Consider the following 19,266-nt stretch of genomic DNA (forward strand, 5'->3'; position numbering starts at 1 on the left):
TCTTCAGAACATCGTGCCCAGATAGGCCCCGGCCAGAAGGGCAATGGTGATGGTGCCGATATACAGCAGACGGTCCCAGTTCAGGTCCCACAGCAGATGAAGGCCCCGGGCTCCCTTGGCGATCGTATCCATGTCTCACCCCTTTCGTTGCGGTTCATGGCCCAGAATGGAGATCGAATATGGCGGAACAAGGGCCGTAATTAGGGCAAGAATGTGGCGGCTATTCTCAGGGACAGAACAGATCGTTGCTCAGGGCAAAGATCATCAACGACAGGATCAGCGTGAGCCCGATCGTCATCAGGATGCGCAGCGCCTTGTCGCTGGGCGGACGCCCGGCCACGGCCTCATAAGCGTAGAATACAAGGTGCCCGCCATCCAGCACCGGAACCGGGAAAAGGTTCAGCAGCCCGACGGCGGTTGACAGGACGGCAATGAACCAGATGAAGTTCTCCGCCCCCTGGCTCGCCATCTGGCCCGACACCTGGGCAATCCCGATCGGCCCTGACATGTTGCACGACGAAATCGCCCCGGTAATCATGTGCCACAGCCCCGAGATCGACCCCTGGATGATCCGTTCGGTCTGCATCACCCCGCCCAGAACCGCGCTTCCCACGCCGGTCATTTCGGTCGCCGGCTCGAACAAAAGGCCCCCGGCAATGCCGATGCGCCAATGCGTCTTGAACCCGCCTTCGTCCTGCGGTTCGTCGGTGCGGCGTGGCACTAGCGTGAATTCCAGCGTCTCGCCGCCGCGCCATACCGTCAGCAACAGCGGCTTGCCCTCGCCCCCCTCGACCCGCTCTTTCAGCTGGTCGAAGGCAAAGATCGTGTCGCCGTCCACCGAAGTGATCACGTCACCTACTTCCATGCCGATGTCATAAGCCGCCGATTGCGGCGCCAGCTGCGTCACCAGCGGCGGATAGGGATAGGGCGCGCGCACGGTCTGCTCGGCTCCGTCACGGCGTACGCGGTAATCGACCACCGGCTCGACCGGGATTTCGTCGCCAAAGGCGCTGAATGCCTCCGCGTCTTCGAAGGACGGCACATCCAGCCCGCCGATGCCCAGGACCTCGTCGCCCACGCGCAACTCCTGCACGGCGCCGGGCAGCGGGCGCAGCTCGCCCACGCTCAGCGGTTCGGCCACGCGGCCCTGCCACAGGATCACCCCGGCAAAGACCACAATGGAAAGAGCGAAATTGAACAACGGGCCCGCCGCCACCGTCGCGGCCCGCGCCCAGAGCGGCGCGCCATGCATCGAGTGGCGCTTTTCATCGTCGCTCAGCCCGGCCATCGCGTCTTCGTCCTTGCCCGATGCGGCATTGGAATCGCCCAGGAACTTCACGTATCCGCCAAATGGCAGCGCGGCGATCTGCCATTTCGTGCCGTGTTTGTCATGGCGCGACCACAAGACAGGCCCGAAACCCAGCGAGAACACCTCGGCGCGGATCCCCGACCATCGCCCGACGATGTAGTGGCCATATTCATGAACAGCCACGATCACCGACAGCGCCACCACAAAAGCAATCAGCGTCATCGCAAAGCCGCCGACCTGCGGAATCAGGGAAATATCCAAAACGTCGTCCTGCCTGTTTTTCGTTCTTCTTGCATTCTCACGCGGCCAGGCCGCTCATCACCTCTTCGGCGCGGATACGGGCCATGTGGTCGGCCGCGCGGATGTTATCAAGGGTCATGGTGGCATCAATAAGGCCCAATTCGGCCTCGGCGCGCTCCAGAACCGCCTCGACCACCCCTGCCATCGCGGTAAACCCGATCCGCCCGGCAATGAACGCATCCAGCGCGGCTTCCTTGGCGGCATTGAAGACCGCCCCGGCCAGCCCGTCGCGCGCCATCACCTCGCGGGCAAGCCGCAGCGCGGGGTATCGTGCCTCGTCCGGTGCACGGAAATGCAGCTGGCCGATCTGCGCCAGGTCCAGCCGTGCCACCGGCAACTCCGCGCGCTCGGGCCAGTTCAGCGCATAGCCGATCGCGTGGCGCATGTCGCTGACGCCCAGATGTGCCATCAACGCGCCATCGCGGAACCCCACCAGAGCATGCACAAGGCTCTCGGGATGGATCAGCACCTCGATCCTCTCGGGGTCGATTCCGAAATATTCCTTTGTTTCAATTACTTCCAGCGCCTTGTTGAACATCGAGGCGGAATCGATCGTGATCCGCTGGCCCATGTTCCAATTCGGATGCGCACTGGCCTGTTCCACCGTCGCGCGGGCGAGATCCTCAAGCGGCCAGTCCCGAAACGCCCCGCCGCTCGCGGTGATGATGATCCGCTCGACCGTATCCATCTCTTCGCCGACCAGCGCCTGGAACACCGCCGAATGCTCGCTGTCCACTGGCAGAACCGTGGCGCCGTGGCGGCACGCCGTCTGCATCAGCAGCGCCCCCGCCGTGACCAGCGATTCCTTGTTGGCCAGCGCCAGCGTGCTGCCCTGCTCCAGCGCCCGCAGCCCCGGCGCCAGCCCGGCCGCGCCGACAATCGCGCTCATGATCCAGTCGGCGGGACGCGCGCCCGCCTCTTCCAGCGCCGCCTCGCCGGCCGCGGCCTCGATCCCGCTGCCCGCCAGTGCCTCTTTCAGATCTTTGTAAAGCGCCTCATCCGCCGTCACCGCCAGATCGGCGCCAAAGCGGCGCGCGTCGCTCGCCAGCTGCGCGATGTTCTGCCCGCCGGTCAGAACCGCAACGTCATAAGCGTCCGGCGCCCGCGCGATCAGGTCCAGTGTCGATTGGCCGATGGACCCGGTGGCGCCGAATACGGAAATCCGCCTCATAGCGCCCCTTGCACGATCAGCCAGGCCGACATCATCAGCGCCGCGCCCATCATTCCGTCGAACCGGTCCATCACGCCGCCATGCCCGGGGATCAGGTTCGAACTGTCCTTCACCTTCATCCGCCGTTTCAGCGCGCTTTCCGCGATATCTCCCATCTGCGAGGCAAAGGACAGCGCCACCGCTGCCATCACGATGCCCCAGGGCAGATCGTACTGCACCGACATCCACGCGCTCAGCGCAGCCGCAGCGATCCAGCCCGCCACCGTGCCCGACCAGGTTTTCTTGGGGCTCAGTTGCGGCCAGAACTTCGGCCCGCCGATGATCCGACCCGCGAAATAGCCGGCGATATCGGTCACCACCACCACTCCGATCAGCCACAAGGTCCAGAATAACCCGCCCTCTTCGCGCAAGGTCACCAGCGCCAGCCCGGCCAGCCAGATGCCGGCGCCATAGGCCAACAGCAGCCCGACATGCTGCCCGACACGGCCCACGGCGACGATCAGGAACAGGCCCAGCATCAGCATACTGATGCCGAAAGGCACGAAAAGCGCGATTTCCAGCGTGATCGCCCCCACCAAGGCCACTTGCCATGCCATCGTCGGATGCCCGGGCGCCAGCATGCGCACCAGTTCCCACAGCATCACGCCCACGATCAGCACGCCCAACTCGTCGAACCACAGCCCCCCTGCCCACAGCGCCGCGGCCCCCACGACGATCAGCACAAGCGCCGAAATCAGGCGCGGGCCGAGGTCGCTCCATTTCGATGCGGTGGCGCCGTCGCTCATGCCTTCACTCCTCCGAACCGTCGCTCCCGCGTGCCATAAGCCAGCACCAGGTCAGCGAAGATCTGGGCGCTGAAATCCGGCCACAGCGTGTCGATGAATTCATATTCCGCATAGGCCGACTGCCACAGTAGGAAGTTGGAAATCCGTGCCTCGCCACTGGTGCGGATCACCAGGTCCGGATCAGGCAAAACACATGTATCCAAATACTTTGGCAGCGTTTCTTCATCTACGGTTTCCGGGTCGAGCCGGCCCGCCGCGACGTCCTGCGCCAGGCGCTTGGTGGCGCGGGCCACCTCGTCGCGTCCGCCGTAGTTCAGCGCGATGGTCAGGTGCACCCGGTCATTACCGGCGGTAAGCTCTTCCAACTCGTCCATCAGCGCTTGCAGCTTCTTGTCCAGTCGCACCCGGTCGCCGATGAACCGCACCCGCACGCCCTCTGCCTTGAGCGCGCGCGCTTCCTTGGTGATATAACGGCGGAACAGGCTCATCAGCCCGGCCACCTCGACCTGCGTGCGCTTCCAGTTTTCCGTCGAAAACGCGAATATCGTCAGGTATTTTACACCCAGGTCCGGGCAGGCCTCGACGATTTCGCGCACCCGCTTGGCGCCGGCGTGATGGCCAAACAGCCGCGGCCGCCCGCGCGCCTGCGCCCAGCGGCCGTTGCCATCCATGATGATCGCCACATGACGCGGCCCGCGGCCACCTGCCCTGTCGGTCTTGTCCTTGGGGGCCATGGCCCGCTCCTTCATGGCCGTCGCCGCTCGCACCGGCTCAGACCTGCATGATCTCGCCCTGCTTGTTCTCCAGGGCGTCGTCCACCGCCTTGATGAACTTGTCGGTCAGGTCCTGCACCTCGTCTTCCCAGAACTTCTGGTCATCCTCGCTCACCTGCCCGTCGGCCTTGGCCTTCTTGATCTGGTCCATCCCGTCGCGCCGCACGTTGCGCACCGCCACGCGGGCGTGTTCGGCATATTGGGCCGCCACCCGGGTCAGTTCCTTGCGGCGCTCCTCGTTCAGTTCGGGGATCGGCAGCATCACGATCGTGCCATTGGTCTGCGGGTTGATCCCCAGGCCGCTGTTCATGATCGCCTTTTCCACCGCGCCCACCAGCGAACGGTCCCAGACGTTGATCGTCACCAGCCGCGGCTCGGGCACGTTCACGGTGCCAACCTGGTTGATCGGCGTCTGCGCGCCATAGGCATCGACCATCACCGGCTCCAGCATCGAGGCACTCGCCCGTCCCGTCCTCAGAGACGCGAACTCGGTTCTCAGCGCCCCCATTGCACCCTGCATGCGGCGCTCAAGGTCATCGGTATCCAGCATAAACTCTTCGTCGGCCATCTGCTATCGTCTCCCAGCCGGTCAAAATTCAACGCCCCTGCTATATCCGCTAAGGCGCATGATTGTATAGAGGGGCCTCCGCGCCCGGCTCAGCCGCCCACGGTGGTGTAGGTGCCCTTGCCCGCCAGGATGCCGCGGAACCCGCCCGGCTCGTCCAGCGAAAACACGATGATCGGCAGGTTGTTGTCGCGCGCCAGCGCGATCGCGCTGGCATCCATCACCTTCAGGTGCTTGGCCAGAACATCGTCATAGCTGATCCGGTCGAAGCGCACCGCGTCATCATTCGTGACCGGGTCCTTGTCATAAACGCCATCCACCTTGGTGCCCTTGAAGATCGCCTCGCAGGCCATCTCGCTGGCGCGCAGCGTCGCGGCGGTGTCGGTGGTGAAATACGGGTTGCCTGTGCCCGCCGCGAAAATGCAAACCCGCTTCTTTTCCAGGTGGCGCACCGCGCGGCGGCGGATATAGGGCTCACAGATCTGGTCCATCGGGATGGCGCTGATCACCCGGGTGAACACGCCGAGGCTTTCCAGCGAGGATTGCATCGCCAGGGCATTCATAACCGTGGCCAGCATCCCCATATAGTCGGCGGTGGTGCGCTCCATCCCCTGCGCGCTGCCCTGAAGCCCGCGAAAGATGTTCCCGCCCCCGATGACCATGCAGATCTCGACACCCAGGTCATGGACCGATTTCACCTCTTCGGCGATTCGCTTGACGGTGGGCGGATGCAGCCCGAACCCCTGGTCCCCCATCAGCGCCTCACCCGAGATTTTCAGCATCACACGTTTGAAGCGGGTCTCGGGGGTGGCGTCCTTGCTCATGGGGGCATCCTTCGGGCAGCGATCAGGTCGCGGGCAAAATGACGGTTTTCCCGACGGCATGCAATCCGTGAAAGCCCCTGTCTGTCCATTTCGCCGCAACCACGCTAGGCAGGCCCCATGATCCAGCTTGATGACATCCCCGCCGACCGCCCGGTGCTGATTGCCGGACCGACCGCCAGCGGCAAATCTTCGCTCGCCCTGCACATTGCCGAGGGACAGGGCGGCACGATCATCAATGCCGATGCCTTGCAGGTCTTTGCCAACTGGGACGTGCTTACCGCCCGCCCGCCCCGGGTCGATCTCGCCCGCGCGCCGCACGCGCTTTATGGGCACGTGCCGGGCGATGCCACCTATTCCGTGGGTCACTGGCTGCGCGATCTGCGCCCGCTGCTGGCGCAGACACGCCCGATCATCGTCGGCGGCACAGGTCTTTATTTCACCGCGCTGACGGAAGGGTTGGCCGACATCCCCGAAACCCCGCCTGCGATCCGGGCCGAGGCCGATGCCCGCATCGCCGCAGAAGGCCACGCCGCCCTGCTGGAGGAACTTGATGCCGAGACCACCTCGCGCATCGATACCCTCAACCCTATGCGTGTTCAGCGCGCCTGGGAGGTGCAACGCACGACCGGGCGCGGCCTGGCCAGTTGGCAGGACGAAACACCACCCCCGCTCCTGCCCCTGTCAAATTGCACCGCGCTGCTCCTCGATGCGTCGAAAGACTGGCTGACCCCCAGGATCGAGGCCCGTTTCGACCTCATGCTGCGTGATGGCGCCCTCGACGAGGCCCGCGCGAACCTGCCCGGTTGGGATCCCGCCCTGCCCTCCAGCCGCGCCATCGGCGCGCCCGAGCTCATCGCCCACCTGCAGGGGCAGCTGACCCTCAATCAGGCGCGTGAGGCCGCGATCATATCGACCCGCCAATATGCCAAGCGCCAGCGCACCTGGTTCCGGGCGCGCATGGCCGCCTGGCGGCATGTTCCCGCCGCCTGAGGCAGGCTTTGCATGCAACGTGTGGCGCCGGCGCGCATCTGCCGCTAATCCTTTGAAAAAGACCATCCAACAGGACAGTGCCGCACCCATGACGCAGGATATCCCGCGCATCCAGACCCTCGCCGCGCTTGGCGGCAAATCCGCCTGGCGCCTCGCGCTGCATCACAGCCGCGATGAGCATCTTCTTGTCTGGATCACCCGGGGACAGGGCCGCGCCATCGTCAACGGTCAGCGCAAGGGGCTTGGGATCAACAACATGTTGTTCATCCCGGCGCAGACCCTGTTTTCACTCGATCCCGGATCGCAGGGATTCGGCCTCGCGCTTCTGGTGCCGCCCACGGCCGGGCTTCCGCTGCCCGGTCGCGACCAGCACCTGCGCATCCGCGATGTGCATTCCCAGCAGGAACTCACCTCGCTGATCGAAGCGATGCAGCGCGAACAGGCCAGCAAGCGCGATTTCCACGGCGCGGCCGCCCGCGCCCACGCTACGCTGATCGCCATCTGGCTCAAGCGCGCGCTTCTCGATGCGCCGCATGTCACCGACGCCCGCGCCGAAAGCCGCCTGGCCGCGTCCTTCTGCGACCTGGTCGTGCGCGATTACCGCTCGGGCCAGCCGATGGCGACCTATGCGGAAAAACTCGGCGTCACACCGACTCATCTGGCCCGCACGCTCAATGCCACCGCCGGGATGAGCGCGGCCGCGATCCTGACGGAGCGCAGCCTGCATGCCGCGCAATGCCTGCTCAGCGACAGCGACCATCCCGTCAACCGCATCGCCGATCACCTGGGCTTCGGCAGCGCCGCCTATTTCACCCGCTTCATACAGCAGCATACCGGCAAGACACCGTCGCAACTGCGCGGCGCGACGGCAAAGGTGTCCTGAAAACTCCGCTTTTCCATTTGCGCAACCGTGCAGTTGCAGCATGTCATCCTCACGCGGATGTGTCGCTTTTTCGCGACCCAAATGTCGTTTTTTTTCCGGTAAATGCCGAAACCGGTCATTGACGCTCGGGGGTAAAACATGCGGGAATGGCCCCGGCAAATTGGGGGGAGCCATGGACCGCATCTCATTTGACGGTTCAGGTTCGCTTCCCGAAAGACCAGTAAAATCGTGTGTCACAGGGAGAACAAGATGACGCAAACCATCAATGGAAAACCGGTTCACAAGGCTGCGCTGATGTATGCCGACGAGTTCAAGGCAGGCAAACTCAGCCGCCGTGAATTCCTCGCACGCACGACAGCGCTTGGCGTGACCGCTTCCGCGGCCTATGCGCTTGGCGGCCTGTCGCAACCGGCCCAGGCCGCTTCGCATGGCATGGCCCGCAAGGATGGCGGCACCCTGCGCATCCAGCAAGAAGTGCGCGCCCTCAAGGATCCGCGCACCTATGACTGGTCGCAGATCGCCAACTTCTCGCGCGGCTGGCTTGAATATCTCGTGCAGATCAACGCCGACGGCTCGGTCGAAGGCCGCCTGCTGGACAGCTGGGAAGTCAACGACGACGCCACCGTTTACACCCTCAACGTCCGCAAGGGCGTGAAGTGGAACGACGGCAGCGACTTCACCGCCGAGGACGTGGCCCGCAACATTGCCGGCTGGTGCGAAAAGGACGTCGAGGGCAACTCGATGGCCGGCCGCATGGCAACGCTGATCGACGCGAACACGAACAAGGCCGCCGAAGGCGCGATCGAAGTGGTCGACAGCCACACCGTGAAGCTGAACCTGCCGGCACCCGACATCACCATCATCGTGGGCATGGGCGACTACCCGGCTGCCATCGTGCACAAGGACCACGATGCCGAGGACATGGTCGGCAAGCCGCTCGGCACCGGGCCCTACCTGCCCGAAAGCCTCGAGGTGGGCGTCAAGGGCGTACTGGTGAAGAACACCGACCACGCCTGGTGGGGCGGCGACGCGGCCAAGCTCGACCGGATCGAGTTCATCGACTACGGCACCGACCCGTCGGCCTGGGTGGCCGCGGCCGAATCCGAAGAGATCGACATGACCTACCGGATCGACGGTGAGTTCATCGACGTCTTCGACACGATCGACGGCTGGGTGAAATCGGAAACCGCCACGGCGAACACCATCGTGATCCGTCCCAACCAGCAGGCCGAAGTCGACGGCAAGAAGCCCTATGCCGACGCCCGCGTGCGCCGCGCGCTGGCGATGGCCGTGGACAACGCCGTCTGCCTCGAACTGGGCTTCGCGGGCAACGGCACCGTGGCCGAAAACCACCACGTCTCGCCGCTGCACCCGGAATATGCCGAGCTGCCCAAGCAGGCGCATGATCCCGCCGGCGCCAAGGCGCTGATGGACGAGGCCGGCATGGGCGATTACGAGCACGAACTGCTCTCGATCGACGATGACTGGCGCAAGAACACCACCGACGCCGTCGCAGCCCAGCTGCGCGATGCCGGCATTAAGGTGAAGCGCACGGTTCTGCCCGGCTCGACCTTCTGGAACGACTGGGCCAAGTACCCGTTCAGCTCGACCAACTGGAACCAGCGCCCGCTGGGCGTCCAGGTGCTGGCGCTGGCCTACCGCTCGGGCGAGGCCTGGAACGAATCGGGCTTTGCCAACGAAGAGTTCGACACGCTTCTGACCGAGGCCATGTCAATCGCGGATGCCGATGCGCGCCGCGAAGTGATGGGCAAGATCGAGAAGATCATGCAGGACGAAGGCGTGATCATTCAGCCCTACTGGCAGTCGCTCTACCGCCACTACAAGGAGGGCATCGTCGGCGCGGAAATGCATCCGTCCTTCGAGATCTACCCGCACGCACTGGGTTGGGCCGCCTAAGGCCTCTCCGGGCCGTCCCCTCGGGGGCGGCCCTTTTCGTACCGGGGGCGTTCAACCCCGGACCAAACAGACGGGCACATACAAAAACCAGCCCGCCAATGCCTGACTGACAGGGGCGAAAATGGGACTGTTCATCTTACGCCGGTTAGGAGTGATGCTGCTCACAGCACTCTGCCTGACCTTCGTGGTCTTCTTCCTGACCAACCTCTATCCGAACCTCGAAAAGCTCGCCAAGACGCAGGGCAACATGCGGATGACCGACGAGCAGGTCGAGAACTGGCTCAGCAACCGTGGTTATCTCCAGCCCCTGCCGGTGAAATACGCCGAGTGGCTGGGCGTCGCGCCCGGCTTTGTCCACACCAACGCCGAAGGCGAGGTGACGGGCCGCTGCATTCGCCCGGGGGTCGAACCTGAAAAGGCTCCCACCTATTGCGGCGTGCTTCAGGGGGATTGGGGATATTCGACAGTCTTCAAGGAACCGGTGACGCAGATCATCAGCATCCGGCTTGCCCTGACGGCCAAGCTGATGTTGTGGGTCATGCTCCTGATGGTCCCCGCCGCCCTGGCGATCGGCGTTCTGGCCGGCATGCGCGAAGGCTCGCGCACGGACCGCACGCTCTCGACGGTCTCGATCACCACCACCGCGACGCCTGAATACGTCTCGGGCGTCATCTTCATTGCGCTTCTCGCCTCGTCACGCTTCGGGCTTTCGCCACTTCTGGCCGAATGGGGCCTGATCGAGGGCAAGACCCTCTTCAAGGGCACCGCGACCTCGGCGATGGAAAGCGCGAATTTCGAGAACTTCTTCCTGCCGGTGCTGACCATCGCGCTCTACGGGATGGGCTATATCGCCCGGATGACCCGCGCCTCGATGGCCGAGGTGATGACCGCGCAATACATCCGCACCGCGCGGCTCAAGGGCGTCAGCTTCCGAAACATCGTGATGAAGCACGCGCTTCGCAACGCTCTCATCGCGCCCTTCACCGTCATCATGCTCCAGATCCCCTGGCTCCTGAACGGGGTCGTGATCGTCGAAACGCTCTTCAACTACAAGGGCTTCGGCTGGACGCTGGTGCAGGCGGCGGGCAACAACGACATCGAACTGCTACTCGCGGTCTCGGTGGTCTCGGTCGTCGTGGTTCTGATCACGCAGCTGATTTCGGATATCGGCTACGTGTTCCTCAACCCACGCATCCGGATTTCATAAGGGAGGGCCGAGAACATGGAACCGCTTACCTGGTTTGGCGCTTACGGCAGCTCCTTTGCTCCGCTGCTCATGGTGCTGATCACCCTGGCCGTCGTCTGCGGGCTTTGTGCCGCGCTTCTGGCCTTCACCAACAGCTCCCCCGCGACGAGCTTCTCGCTCTTCAACGGTATCGCTGTCCTTTTCCTGCTGCTGGTCGGCTTCTCCTACGTCTACTCGGGCCTGTCCGGCGCCGAGGGCGGCGGCATGGCGCCCTCCAAGCTCGGCTGGTTCCTCGCGACCATCGCCGGGCTCGGCGTGTTCGCGGCGATGCTGGCGAGGTTCATGGGAACCTTCTTCGATGATCCGGCCGCCTTCGCTGGCACGATCTTCAAATGGGCCATCTACGGTGTCGGCGCGGTCGTCGCACTCTGGCTCCTGGTCACGCTGGTCTGGCAGAATGCGGCACACAAGGAATGGCTGGCCGGGCTCGATCCGGCGGCGATGCCCGCCGCCGAGGAGATCAGCCAGAACGAGGCCGTCTCGCGCCTGCATAGCCGGGGTATCATGGCCAGCATCTTCGTGCGCTTCACGCCGGTCTGGATTTCGCTGATCGTGCTCTTCGCTGTGTCGATCCAGTTCAAGCGCCGGCTTGGCCTTTATGGCAAGCTCTTTGACAGTGTGATCGGCATGATCGGCTTTGGCCTGGTCATGTTCTGGGTGTTCACTGCCGTCTATGTCGGCCTTTTCGACTGGATCGCGACTCACCCGCCGCTGGAACAGGTTTCGGGCATGAAGAACAAGGTGCCCGGAACGCCGCTTCGCGGTGCCACGGCTGAACAGTATCCGTTCTACCTGCTGGGTGGCGACCCGCTGGCGCGTGACATCTTCTCGCGCATGGTCGAAGGCAGCGTGATCGTGATCCGCATCGCGCCGATGGCAACACTCTTTGCCTTCATGGTCGGCATCACGCTCGGCCTGCCTGCCGGCTATTACGGCGGCAAGCTCGACACCTTCCTGTCGTTCCTTGCCAACCTCATCCTCGCTTTCCCGGTCATCCTGCTCTTCTACCTGCTGGTGACGCCGGAAATCGTGCTGACGGGGCTGCCGCAATACATGGCGCTGGTGTTGTTCCTCTTCCCGCTGATCTTCTTCGGGGTATTGATCAATTCGCGCTTCCGCACGCAGCCACAGAAAAACTACATGTGGCTGGCGATCGTGCTGATCCCGCTCTTCCTGGTCTATGCCTCGGCGATCAACGATCCGGGCGCCAACTCGAAGATCCGTTTCTGGCCGCTCGACTTCTTCGACATCCCCGGCGGAATCCTGGTTGTGTTCGTGTCGGTGGTCTTCGTGAACTCGCCCACCGTCTTCCGGATCGTGCGCGGCCTCGCGCTCGACATCCAGACACGCGACTATGTCGCGGCGGCGCAGACCCGCGGCGAACGGCCCTGGTACATCATGCTTTGGGAAATCCTGCCCAACGCACGCGGCCCGCTGATCGTCGATTTCTGCCTGCGGATCGGCTACACCACGATCCTTCTCGGGACCCTGGGCTTTTTCGGCCTCGGCTTGCCGCCCGAGTCTCCTGACTGGGGATCGACCATCAACGAGGGCCGCAAACTGCTCTCGATCTACCCGCACCCTGCCCTGCCTCCGGCCTTCGCGCTTCTGACCCTGGTTCTGGGTCTGAACCTGCTGGCCGACGGGCTGCGCGAAGAATCGCTCAAGGACTGATGCGCCATGACCCAATCGCACGGCAGAGTAACGAACGCCCATCGGGCCAAAGCGGCATCCGTCGGCAGCCGGATGTCAGCCGGGGGGTGCACGCAAGTCACCCCCCCGATGCGGGCGTGAAAGGAGAAAGTTAATGTCGAAGATTCACGACTATAGCGGCCCCATCCTCGAGATCGACAAACTGTCGATTTCCTTCTTCACCCGGCTGCGGGAAATCCCCGCCGTGATGGACTTCTCGGTCAAGGTCGCCCCCGGCGAAGCCGTTGGACTTGTTGGAGAATCCGGTTGCGGCAAATCCACCGTGGCGCTTGGCGTCATGCGCGATTTGGGCAAGAACGGCCGCATCGTCGGCGGTTCGATCAAGTTCAAGGGCCGCGACATGGAACGGATGAGCGCGGACGAGCTGCGCGACATCCGCGGCAACGAAATTGCCATGATTTATCAAGAGCCTATGGCCTCTCTCAATCCCGCCATGCGGATCGGCAAGCAGCTGATGGAAGTGCCGATGATTCACGAAGGCGTGAGCGAGCACGAAGCCTACCAGCGCGCCCTCGAAGTGGTCACGGACGTGAAACTGCCCGACCCCGAACGCATGCTGCGCTCCTTCCCGCACCAGCTCTCCGGCGGCCAGCAGCAGCGCATCGTCATCGCTATGGCCTTGATGTCAAAGCCTTCTTTGCTGATCCTGGACGAGCCGACAACCGCCCTCGACGTCACCGTCGAAGCCGCCGTGGTCGAACTGGTGAAGGATCTCGGCAAGAAATACGGCACCTCGATGCTGTTCATCTCGCACAACCTCGGCCTGGTGCTGGAAACCTGCGACCGGATCTGCGTGATGTATTCGGGTGAAGCGGTCGAACGCGGCGATATCGAGACCGTGTTCAACAACATGCAACACCCTTATACGCAGGCACTTTTCCGTTCGATCCCCCTGCCCGGCGCGGACAAGAATTCGCGCCCGCTGGTGGCCATTCCCGGCAACTTCCCCTTGCCACATGAACGCCCGCCCGGATGCAATTTCGGCCCCCGCTGCGATTATTTCGAAGCCGGCCGATGCGACGCGGACTTCGTGCCGATGGCCGACGTCAACGGTGATGGCGAACATGAAACCCGCTGCCTGAAATTCCGCGAGATCGACTGGAACGCACCAATCGCCAAAGCCGAACAGAAGGGCAAGGCCGAGGTCGGCAAGGTCGTCCTCAAGATGGACAACCTCAAAAAGTATTACGAGGTGGCCGCCAACGCCCTGTTCGGCGGAGGTGAAAAGCGCGTGGTCAAGGCCAACGAAACTCTCAGCTTCGAAGCCCGAGAAAGCGAAACGCTTGCAATCGTTGGCGAATCCGGTTGTGGTAAATCCACCTTCGCCAAGGTGTTGATGGGTCTCGAAACAGCCACCGACGGAGAGATCCTGCTGGACGGGCAGAACATCGAACACACACCGATCGAAAACCGCGACACCAAGACCGTCGCGGACGTTCAGATGGTGTTCCAGAACCCGTTCGACACGCTCAACCCGTCGATGACCGTTGGCAGCCAGATCATGCGCGCCCTCGATATTTTCGGGATCGGCGCCAATGATGCCGAGCGCCGTCAGCGTATGCTGGAACTGCTCGATCTTGTGAAACTGCCGCGCGCCTTTGCCGATCGCATGCCGCGGCAGCTTTCTGGCGGTCAGAAACAGCGCGTCGGCATCGCACGTGCCTTTGCCGGCGGTGCTCGTATCGTGGTGGCGGACGAACCGGTTTCCGCACTTGACGTCTCCGTGCAGGCGGCAGTGACCGATCTGTTAATGGAAATTCAACGAAACGAGAAGACAACGTTGCTGTTCATTTCGCACGACCTGTCGATCGTTCGTTACCTCTCTGATCGGGTCATGGTTATGTATCTTGGCCACGTGGTCGAGTTGGGCAGCACGGATGATGTGTTTGCCCCGCCCTACCACCCCTATACCGAGGCGTTGCTCTCGGCGGTTCCGATCGCCGATACCAATGTCGAGAAAAAGCACATCGTTCTCGAAGGCGATATCCCTTCGGCAATGAATCCGCCGCCTGGCTGTCCTTTCCAGACGCGCTGCCGGTGGAAAGACAGGGTGCCTGGCGGCCTTTGCGAGAAAGAGGTCCCGCCCGTGCGACAGCTGACCGAGGGGCATCAGATCAAGTGCCACCTGGCAGATGCAGAACTGGCGACGATGGAACCGGTGATCAAGCTCGCCGAGAACAAGGCAGCCGAATAAGCTAAGAGACCGGGCGCACCCCGCCCGGTCATTTTTCTTCTTGTTGGTTACAAATGCAACCTTCAGACAGTGCCCCGACCACGCAAAGGAGAAACGCCATGAAAATCGAGAAAATCCACCACGTCGCCTATCGCTGCAAGGACGCCAAGCAAACGGTCGAGTGGTATGGCAAGATGCTGAACATGGACTTCATCCTCGCCATCGCCGAGGATCATGTTCCGTCAACCCACGAACCTGATCCGTACATGCACATCTTCCTCGATGCTGGCGATGGAAACGTGCTGGCGTTCTTCGAATTGCCGACAAAGCCGGAAATGGGGCGTGATCCGAACACCCCCATCTGGGTTCAGCATATCGCGTTTAAAGTGAAAGACCGCGATGAACTCATTGAATTCAAGGAACATCTGGAAAGCAACGGGGTCGAGGTCCTGGGTGTGACCGATCACTCGATCTTTCACTCAATCTACTTCTTCGACCCCAATGGTCATCGGATCGAACTGGCCTGCCCGGACCCTGAGGAAGAAGCCATGCTGGCGCGCCTCGACGATGTGAAATGGGAGATGCTCGAGGAATGGAGCCGCACCAAGAAAGCACCGCAACACGCCGACTGGCTGCACGCAAAGGAACTTCAGAAAAGCTGAGAAACTCGTGGATCGGGGCGGCGTTCAGCTGCCCCAGATCTTGCGCACGTAGTTGCGTGTTTCCTTGTAGGGCGGCACACCGTTATACTTCTTCACCGCATGCGGACCGGCATTATAAGCGGCAAGCGCAAGGCGCCACGACCCGAACTCGCGGTATTGCATCTTGAGGTAGCGCGCGCCGCCTTCAAGGTTTTCGTATGGGTCGTGGGGATTAACCCTAAGTGTTCGCGCGGTGACCGGCATCAGTTGGGCAAGGCCGATTGCCCCTTTGTGCGATTTTGCGCTCGCCCGCCAGCCCGACTCTTGCTGCACCAGTCTCAAGAACAGGTCCTCTGGCACGCCGTGCCGCCGCGCCGCCTCGCGCGCCATCGCCAGGTAAGGCCCACGGTACTTGCCGTTGTAGGATTTGCCGCTGCCCCATTTCGTGGGCGTGTTCACTGTCGGCGGCTGCAAGCGGACCGAAGCCGCATATTGGCTCCGGGCCCGTGTATCGAGGATGCGCGTCTGCGACTTGAACAGTTTGCTACGTGATTTCGACGAAAAGATATCCGCATCCGCCACGTTCGGTAGTGCCAGTGACAGGCCAGCAATCAGTACGAAAAAAGGCCGCATACCCAGAATGCCCCCAATAAAGGTTTCCGCATTTTAATCAAATTTTGCACGATTCTGCCACCCCGCAGCTGTCGCACCCCAAGGAACCATATACTGGCGATCGGCTCACTAAAACTTTAAGCTTTCCTTCATGGTTTTGGAGTGATGTAACCAGAGCCAAATCAGACGGGATTCTTGAGGAGAAAGTGATGGCCGGCTCGGTGAACAAGGTAATTCTCATTGGCAATCTGGGCCGCGACCCCGAGGTGCGCACCTTCCAGGACGGTGGCAAATTGTGCAACCTGCGCATTGCAACCTCGGAGAACTGGAAAGACCGTAACACCGGTGAACGTCGTGAACAGACGGAATGGCACTCCGTCGTTCTCCGTGGTGAAGGCCTCGTGCGGGTGGCAGAACAATACCTGCGCAAAGGCTCCAAGGTGTATATCGAAGGTCAGTTGCGTACCCGCAAATGGCAGGATCAGAACGGCCAGGATCGCTACTCGACCGAAGTTGTCGTCTCGGGCTTCGGCGGCTCGATGGTGATGCTTGATGGGCGTGGCGGTGAAGGCGGCGGCGGATATGGCGGCGGATCGTCAGGTGGCTATGACTCGGGCGGGTATGACAGCGGTGGTCCAGGCCAGAGCGGCGGCCCGAGCCGGGACTTCGACGACGAGATCCCGTTCTGATCATCAATCGGCCGTCCCCCGGGGCGGCCTTTTACATCACGGCCATCAGCACGGTTATCAGGCCCACTGGCAAAGAAAAAATCATAGCCAACAGAAATGGCACCCATAGCGTCATGCGCGGGGCGGGAATTCGATGTCCAAGGACGGTGTGAACAGGTTGGCGGTTCATTCGCCAGATTAACCACGAATTAGGTTATCGCGATGTAAACAACCGTATGTTAGATGAGAATTTCCAACAGGTTCTTTCACCCCCCCGCCTGGCCCAATCGAATATTTATGCACGTGCCCTGCAGGAAACCGGGCACCGGATCGAGCGGCAAGCCCACCAAGATGTGGGACAAGCCGTTGTATTACATCGGCGGATTGGTCCGATGAATGTTCGTCTCTTGCCCGGAGGCATTGTTTGGCATCATGCGGTCGGTTCCGCGGAACGCGTGGACTTTCTGCGCGCGCTCCTGAAATCAGCAGGCCACGACGTGCTGTTCATGAATTGCATGTCACCACCAGATACGGCCTGTCTGCAAATGGCCGGCGCCATGCCGATCCTGGTCGGCCGCTACGAAGCGGTGCTTGATCTGTCTGCCGACCAAGAGATGCGTCTTTCCCGTATGCACGGAAAGTTCCGCAATCGCGTCCGCCACGCGCAGAACCTTGGCCTCAACATCACACACCGGCCCTTCGACCCAAAGCGCGACCGGGGTTTTATCGAAAGAGAACGACGCCAGCGGCAAGAACGCGGCTACAGCGATCTTCCGTTGGCCTTCACGGTCGCTTTAGCCAGACAGGCTTCGCAGGATGCTCGGATATTCATCGCCAGCCGGAATGGCCAGAACTGCGCTGCGATGCTATTTCTCCGTCATCAAAGGGCGGTGACCTATCACATCGGGCAGACATCGGATTTCGGCCGCCAAGTGTCTGCGCATTCCCTGCTGTTGTGGGAAGCGTCTAACTGGTTTGCCCTGCAAGGCGACCTGCGCATGGACCTTGGTATGATCGACACTGAAAAAGGTGATGGGCTTGCGCGTTTCAAACTCGGTATCGGAGCACGTCCGGTATCGACCGGCGCGACATTTCTCTACAGCACGCTGACAAAACCGCTTGTCCGGTTCGTCGCATTCATTCAACGCCACACAGCCGCTCGTGCTGCTGAAGGGCAAAGCGGTCCGTCATTCCGCTGATATAGTCGGCGACGATTCGGGCCAGTTGCTCGTCGCCTTTTACCCGCTGAACGTCCTCGCGCCATTGTCGCGGCAGAAGGTCCGGGCGCGACAGGTAGAGAGGAAATAGATCGCGCACCACATTCGTGACCTTCTTGCGCATTTCGACAACGCTTGGCGCACGGTACATGCGTTCAAACAGAAATTTTCGGATGATGTTCAGATCAGCCCACAGCCCCGGGGAAAACTGGACCATCATTCGGCCGGCATGTCGGATATCCTCCACGCGTTCGGGGGCCAATTCAACCAGGCGCTGGCGGGTGACAGCGATGACATCCTCGACCAGAACACCAAAGAAACGGCGCAGGCCCTCATGCAGTCTTCGATACGCATGCAAGTCCGGGTACAAGCGGTCAACCTCAGCAAAACAATCGACCAGCACCGGAAGTTGTACAAGCTCTTCCGTGGTGAACAGTCCGGCGCGCAAGCCGTCGTGCAGGTCGTGGTTGTTGTAAGCGATGTCGTCGGACAAGGCCGCTACCTGTGCTTCGGGGCCCGAATGCGTATCCAATTCGAGATCCTGCCGGGCATTGTACTCGGCCAGGGCATACGGGAGTTCTCCGGTCACTGGGCCGTTGTGCTTGGCAATGCCTTCCAGAGTCTCCCAGGTCAGATTCAGACCATCCCACTCGGCATAGTGGCGCTCCAGTGACGTCACGATGCGCACCGCCTGGGCATTGTGATCAAAGCCCCCATAAGGCTGCATCAACTCGTGCAATGCGTCCTCACCGGTATGGCCGAAAGGTGTGTGTCCCAGATCATGCGCCAAGGCTACTGCTTCGGTCAGTTCGGAATTCAGGTTCAGCGCTACTGAAATCGTCCGCGCGACCTGCGCCACTTCGATGGAATGAGTCAATCGCGTGCGGAAATAGTCACCTTCGTGCTCTATGAACACCTGCGTCTTGTGCTTGAGACGACGAAATGCGCTGGAGTGAATGATGCGGTCACGATCGCGTTGAAAGCACGTACGAAACACGCTTTCGGCCTCTGGATACAGACGCCCCCTGCTCATTTTCGGATCGGTTGCATAAGGCGCTTGGCTGCTCATTTGGTCGTATGCCTGTTCTTGTCGGGGCCTTGTCGTTTACATATATTCCATCCGAAAGAGATGCGAAACCACGCCGAGGATCAACATGCAGCTGCCTCCCAAAGTCACAGAACGTGCGTTCGCCCGGCTGGCCGAAATCGGTGCTGCTGATCAAGGCCAGGCGCTGCGTATTGCCGTGGAAGGCGGGGGGTGTTCCGGATTTCAGTATTCCATCACGCTTGACACCACTGCTCCCGGCGACACGGTGCTGGAGGGTAACGGCGAACAGGTCGTTGTTGATGAAGTCAGCCTGCCGTTTCTGTCCGGAGCGACCATCGACTTCACCGAAGAGCTGATTGGCGCGCGTTTCATCATCGACAACCCCAATGCAACCAGTTCTTGCGGCTGCGGAACATCGTTTTCGATGTAGG

General features: G+C 61.8%; 19 protein-coding genes. 10 read left to right on the top strand and 9 right to left on the bottom strand.

Features of this window, described 5'->3' with window-relative positions:
• Positions 1 to 3: 3 nt before the first annotated feature.
• The 7 genes from E0501_RS21675 to pyrH all read right to left on the bottom strand — a co-directional run bounded on the left by E0501_RS21675 (position 4) and on the right by pyrH (position 5,727).
• Positions 4 to 132, bottom strand: coding sequence for a hypothetical protein (locus E0501_RS21675; RefSeq protein ID WP_268888882.1), 129 nt, complete (start codon positions 130 to 132; stop codon positions 4 to 6).
• Positions 133 to 226: 94 nt separating this feature from the next.
• Positions 227 to 1,570 carry an RIP metalloprotease RseP gene (gene rseP / locus E0501_RS06945; protein WP_137700583.1) on the bottom strand — a complete coding sequence of 448 codons (1,344 nt, stop codon included), beginning with the start codon at positions 1,568 to 1,570 and terminating at the stop codon, positions 227 to 229.
• A 37-nt stretch (positions 1,571 to 1,607) separates the two neighbouring features.
• Entirely contained in the window at positions 1,608 to 2,780 is a 1,173-nt protein-coding gene (dxr, locus tag E0501_RS06950) for a 1-deoxy-D-xylulose-5-phosphate reductoisomerase (protein ID WP_137700584.1), read from the bottom strand.
• A complete protein-coding gene (locus E0501_RS06955) occupies positions 2,777 to 3,565 on the bottom strand; it encodes a phosphatidate cytidylyltransferase (RefSeq protein WP_137700585.1) in 789 nt (262 codons plus the stop codon). Before E0501_RS06955 ends, dxr begins: the two co-directional genes overlap by 4 nt.
• A complete protein-coding gene (gene uppS / locus E0501_RS06960) occupies positions 3,562 to 4,299 on the bottom strand; it encodes a polyprenyl diphosphate synthase (protein WP_137700586.1) in 738 nt (245 codons plus the stop codon). The genes E0501_RS06955 and uppS overlap by 4 nt, the downstream gene beginning before the upstream one ends.
• Positions 4,300 to 4,336: 37 nt before the next feature.
• Positions 4,337 to 4,906, bottom strand: a complete 570-nt coding sequence (gene frr / locus E0501_RS06965; protein WP_137700587.1) for a ribosome recycling factor — start codon at positions 4,904 to 4,906, stop codon at positions 4,337 to 4,339.
• 89 nt (positions 4,907 to 4,995) lie between these two features.
• Positions 4,996 to 5,727 (bottom strand): UMP kinase, encoded by a 732-nt coding sequence (gene pyrH, locus E0501_RS06970; RefSeq protein WP_137700588.1) that lies wholly within the window; start codon positions 5,725 to 5,727, stop codon positions 4,996 to 4,998.
• A 117-nt stretch (positions 5,728 to 5,844) separates the two neighbouring features.
• On the opposite strand from pyrH, the gene miaA reads away from it, so the two are divergent.
• The 7 genes from miaA (at position 5,845) to E0501_RS07005 (ending at position 15,311) form a co-directional block, all read left to right on the top strand.
• Positions 5,845 to 6,717 (top strand): tRNA (adenosine(37)-N6)-dimethylallyltransferase MiaA, encoded by an 873-nt coding sequence (miaA, locus tag E0501_RS06975; RefSeq protein WP_137700589.1) that lies wholly within the window; start codon positions 5,845 to 5,847, stop codon positions 6,715 to 6,717.
• Between the two features lie 88 nt (positions 6,718 to 6,805).
• Positions 6,806 to 7,600 (top strand): AraC family transcriptional regulator, encoded by a 795-nt coding sequence (locus E0501_RS06980; RefSeq protein ID WP_137700590.1) that lies wholly within the window; start codon positions 6,806 to 6,808, stop codon positions 7,598 to 7,600.
• Between the two features lie 249 nt (positions 7,601 to 7,849).
• The gene (locus E0501_RS06985; RefSeq protein ID WP_137700591.1) at positions 7,850 to 9,517 is read left to right on the top strand and encodes an ABC transporter substrate-binding protein; all 1,668 of its coding nucleotides are present in this window, start codon (positions 7,850 to 7,852) and stop codon (positions 9,515 to 9,517) included.
• 121 nt (positions 9,518 to 9,638) lie between these two features.
• The gene (locus tag E0501_RS06990) at positions 9,639 to 10,724 is read left to right on the top strand and encodes an ABC transporter permease (protein WP_137700592.1); all 1,086 of its coding nucleotides are present in this window, start codon (positions 9,639 to 9,641) and stop codon (positions 10,722 to 10,724) included.
• A gap of 543 nt (positions 10,725 to 11,267) precedes the next feature.
• Entirely contained in the window at positions 11,268 to 12,437 is a 1,170-nt protein-coding gene (locus E0501_RS06995) for an ABC transporter permease (protein ID WP_137700870.1), read from the top strand.
• A gap of 133 nt (positions 12,438 to 12,570) precedes the next feature.
• Complete coding sequence (locus E0501_RS07000) at positions 12,571 to 14,670, top strand: dipeptide ABC transporter ATP-binding protein (protein ID WP_137700593.1); 2,100 nt, start codon at positions 12,571 to 12,573, stop codon at positions 14,668 to 14,670.
• A gap of 98 nt (positions 14,671 to 14,768) precedes the next feature.
• Positions 14,769 to 15,311, top strand: coding sequence for a VOC family protein (locus E0501_RS07005; protein WP_137700594.1), 543 nt, complete (start codon positions 14,769 to 14,771; stop codon positions 15,309 to 15,311).
• Positions 15,312 to 15,335: 24 nt separating this feature from the next.
• Here E0501_RS07005 and E0501_RS07010 read toward each other — a convergent pair whose 3' ends face one another.
• Positions 15,336 to 15,923, bottom strand: coding sequence for a lytic transglycosylase domain-containing protein (locus tag E0501_RS07010; RefSeq protein ID WP_137700595.1), 588 nt, complete (start codon positions 15,921 to 15,923; stop codon positions 15,336 to 15,338).
• Between the two features lie 188 nt (positions 15,924 to 16,111).
• On the opposite strand from E0501_RS07010, the gene ssb reads away from it, so the two are divergent.
• Both ssb and E0501_RS07020 read left to right on the top strand, forming a co-directional pair.
• Positions 16,112 to 16,591 carry a single-stranded DNA-binding protein gene (gene ssb, locus E0501_RS07015; RefSeq protein ID WP_137700596.1) on the top strand — a complete coding sequence of 160 codons (480 nt, stop codon included), beginning with the start codon at positions 16,112 to 16,114 and terminating at the stop codon, positions 16,589 to 16,591.
• Positions 16,592 to 16,806: 215 nt separating this feature from the next.
• Positions 16,807 to 17,769, top strand: a complete 963-nt coding sequence (locus E0501_RS07020; RefSeq protein ID WP_137700597.1) for a GNAT family N-acetyltransferase — start codon at positions 16,807 to 16,809, stop codon at positions 17,767 to 17,769.
• On the opposite strand, the gene E0501_RS07025 is transcribed toward E0501_RS07020, so the two are convergent.
• On the bottom strand, positions 17,708 to 18,856 hold the full coding sequence (locus E0501_RS07025) for a deoxyguanosinetriphosphate triphosphohydrolase (protein WP_137700598.1): 1,149 nt from the start codon (positions 18,854 to 18,856) through the stop codon (positions 17,708 to 17,710). The two genes, E0501_RS07020 and E0501_RS07025, sit on opposite strands and share 62 nt — an antisense overlap.
• An 85-nt stretch (positions 18,857 to 18,941) precedes the next feature.
• On the opposite strand from E0501_RS07025, the gene E0501_RS07030 reads away from it, so the two are divergent.
• The gene (locus tag E0501_RS07030; RefSeq protein WP_137700599.1) at positions 18,942 to 19,265 is read left to right on the top strand and encodes a HesB/IscA family protein; all 324 of its coding nucleotides are present in this window, start codon (positions 18,942 to 18,944) and stop codon (positions 19,263 to 19,265) included.
• The last annotated feature ends 1 nt before the right edge of the window (position 19,266 follow it).

The sequence above is a fragment of the Marimonas lutisalis genome (assembly GCF_005434965.1).
GTDB classification, from domain to species: domain Bacteria; phylum Pseudomonadota; class Alphaproteobacteria; order Rhodobacterales; family Rhodobacteraceae; genus Marimonas_A; species Marimonas_A lutisalis.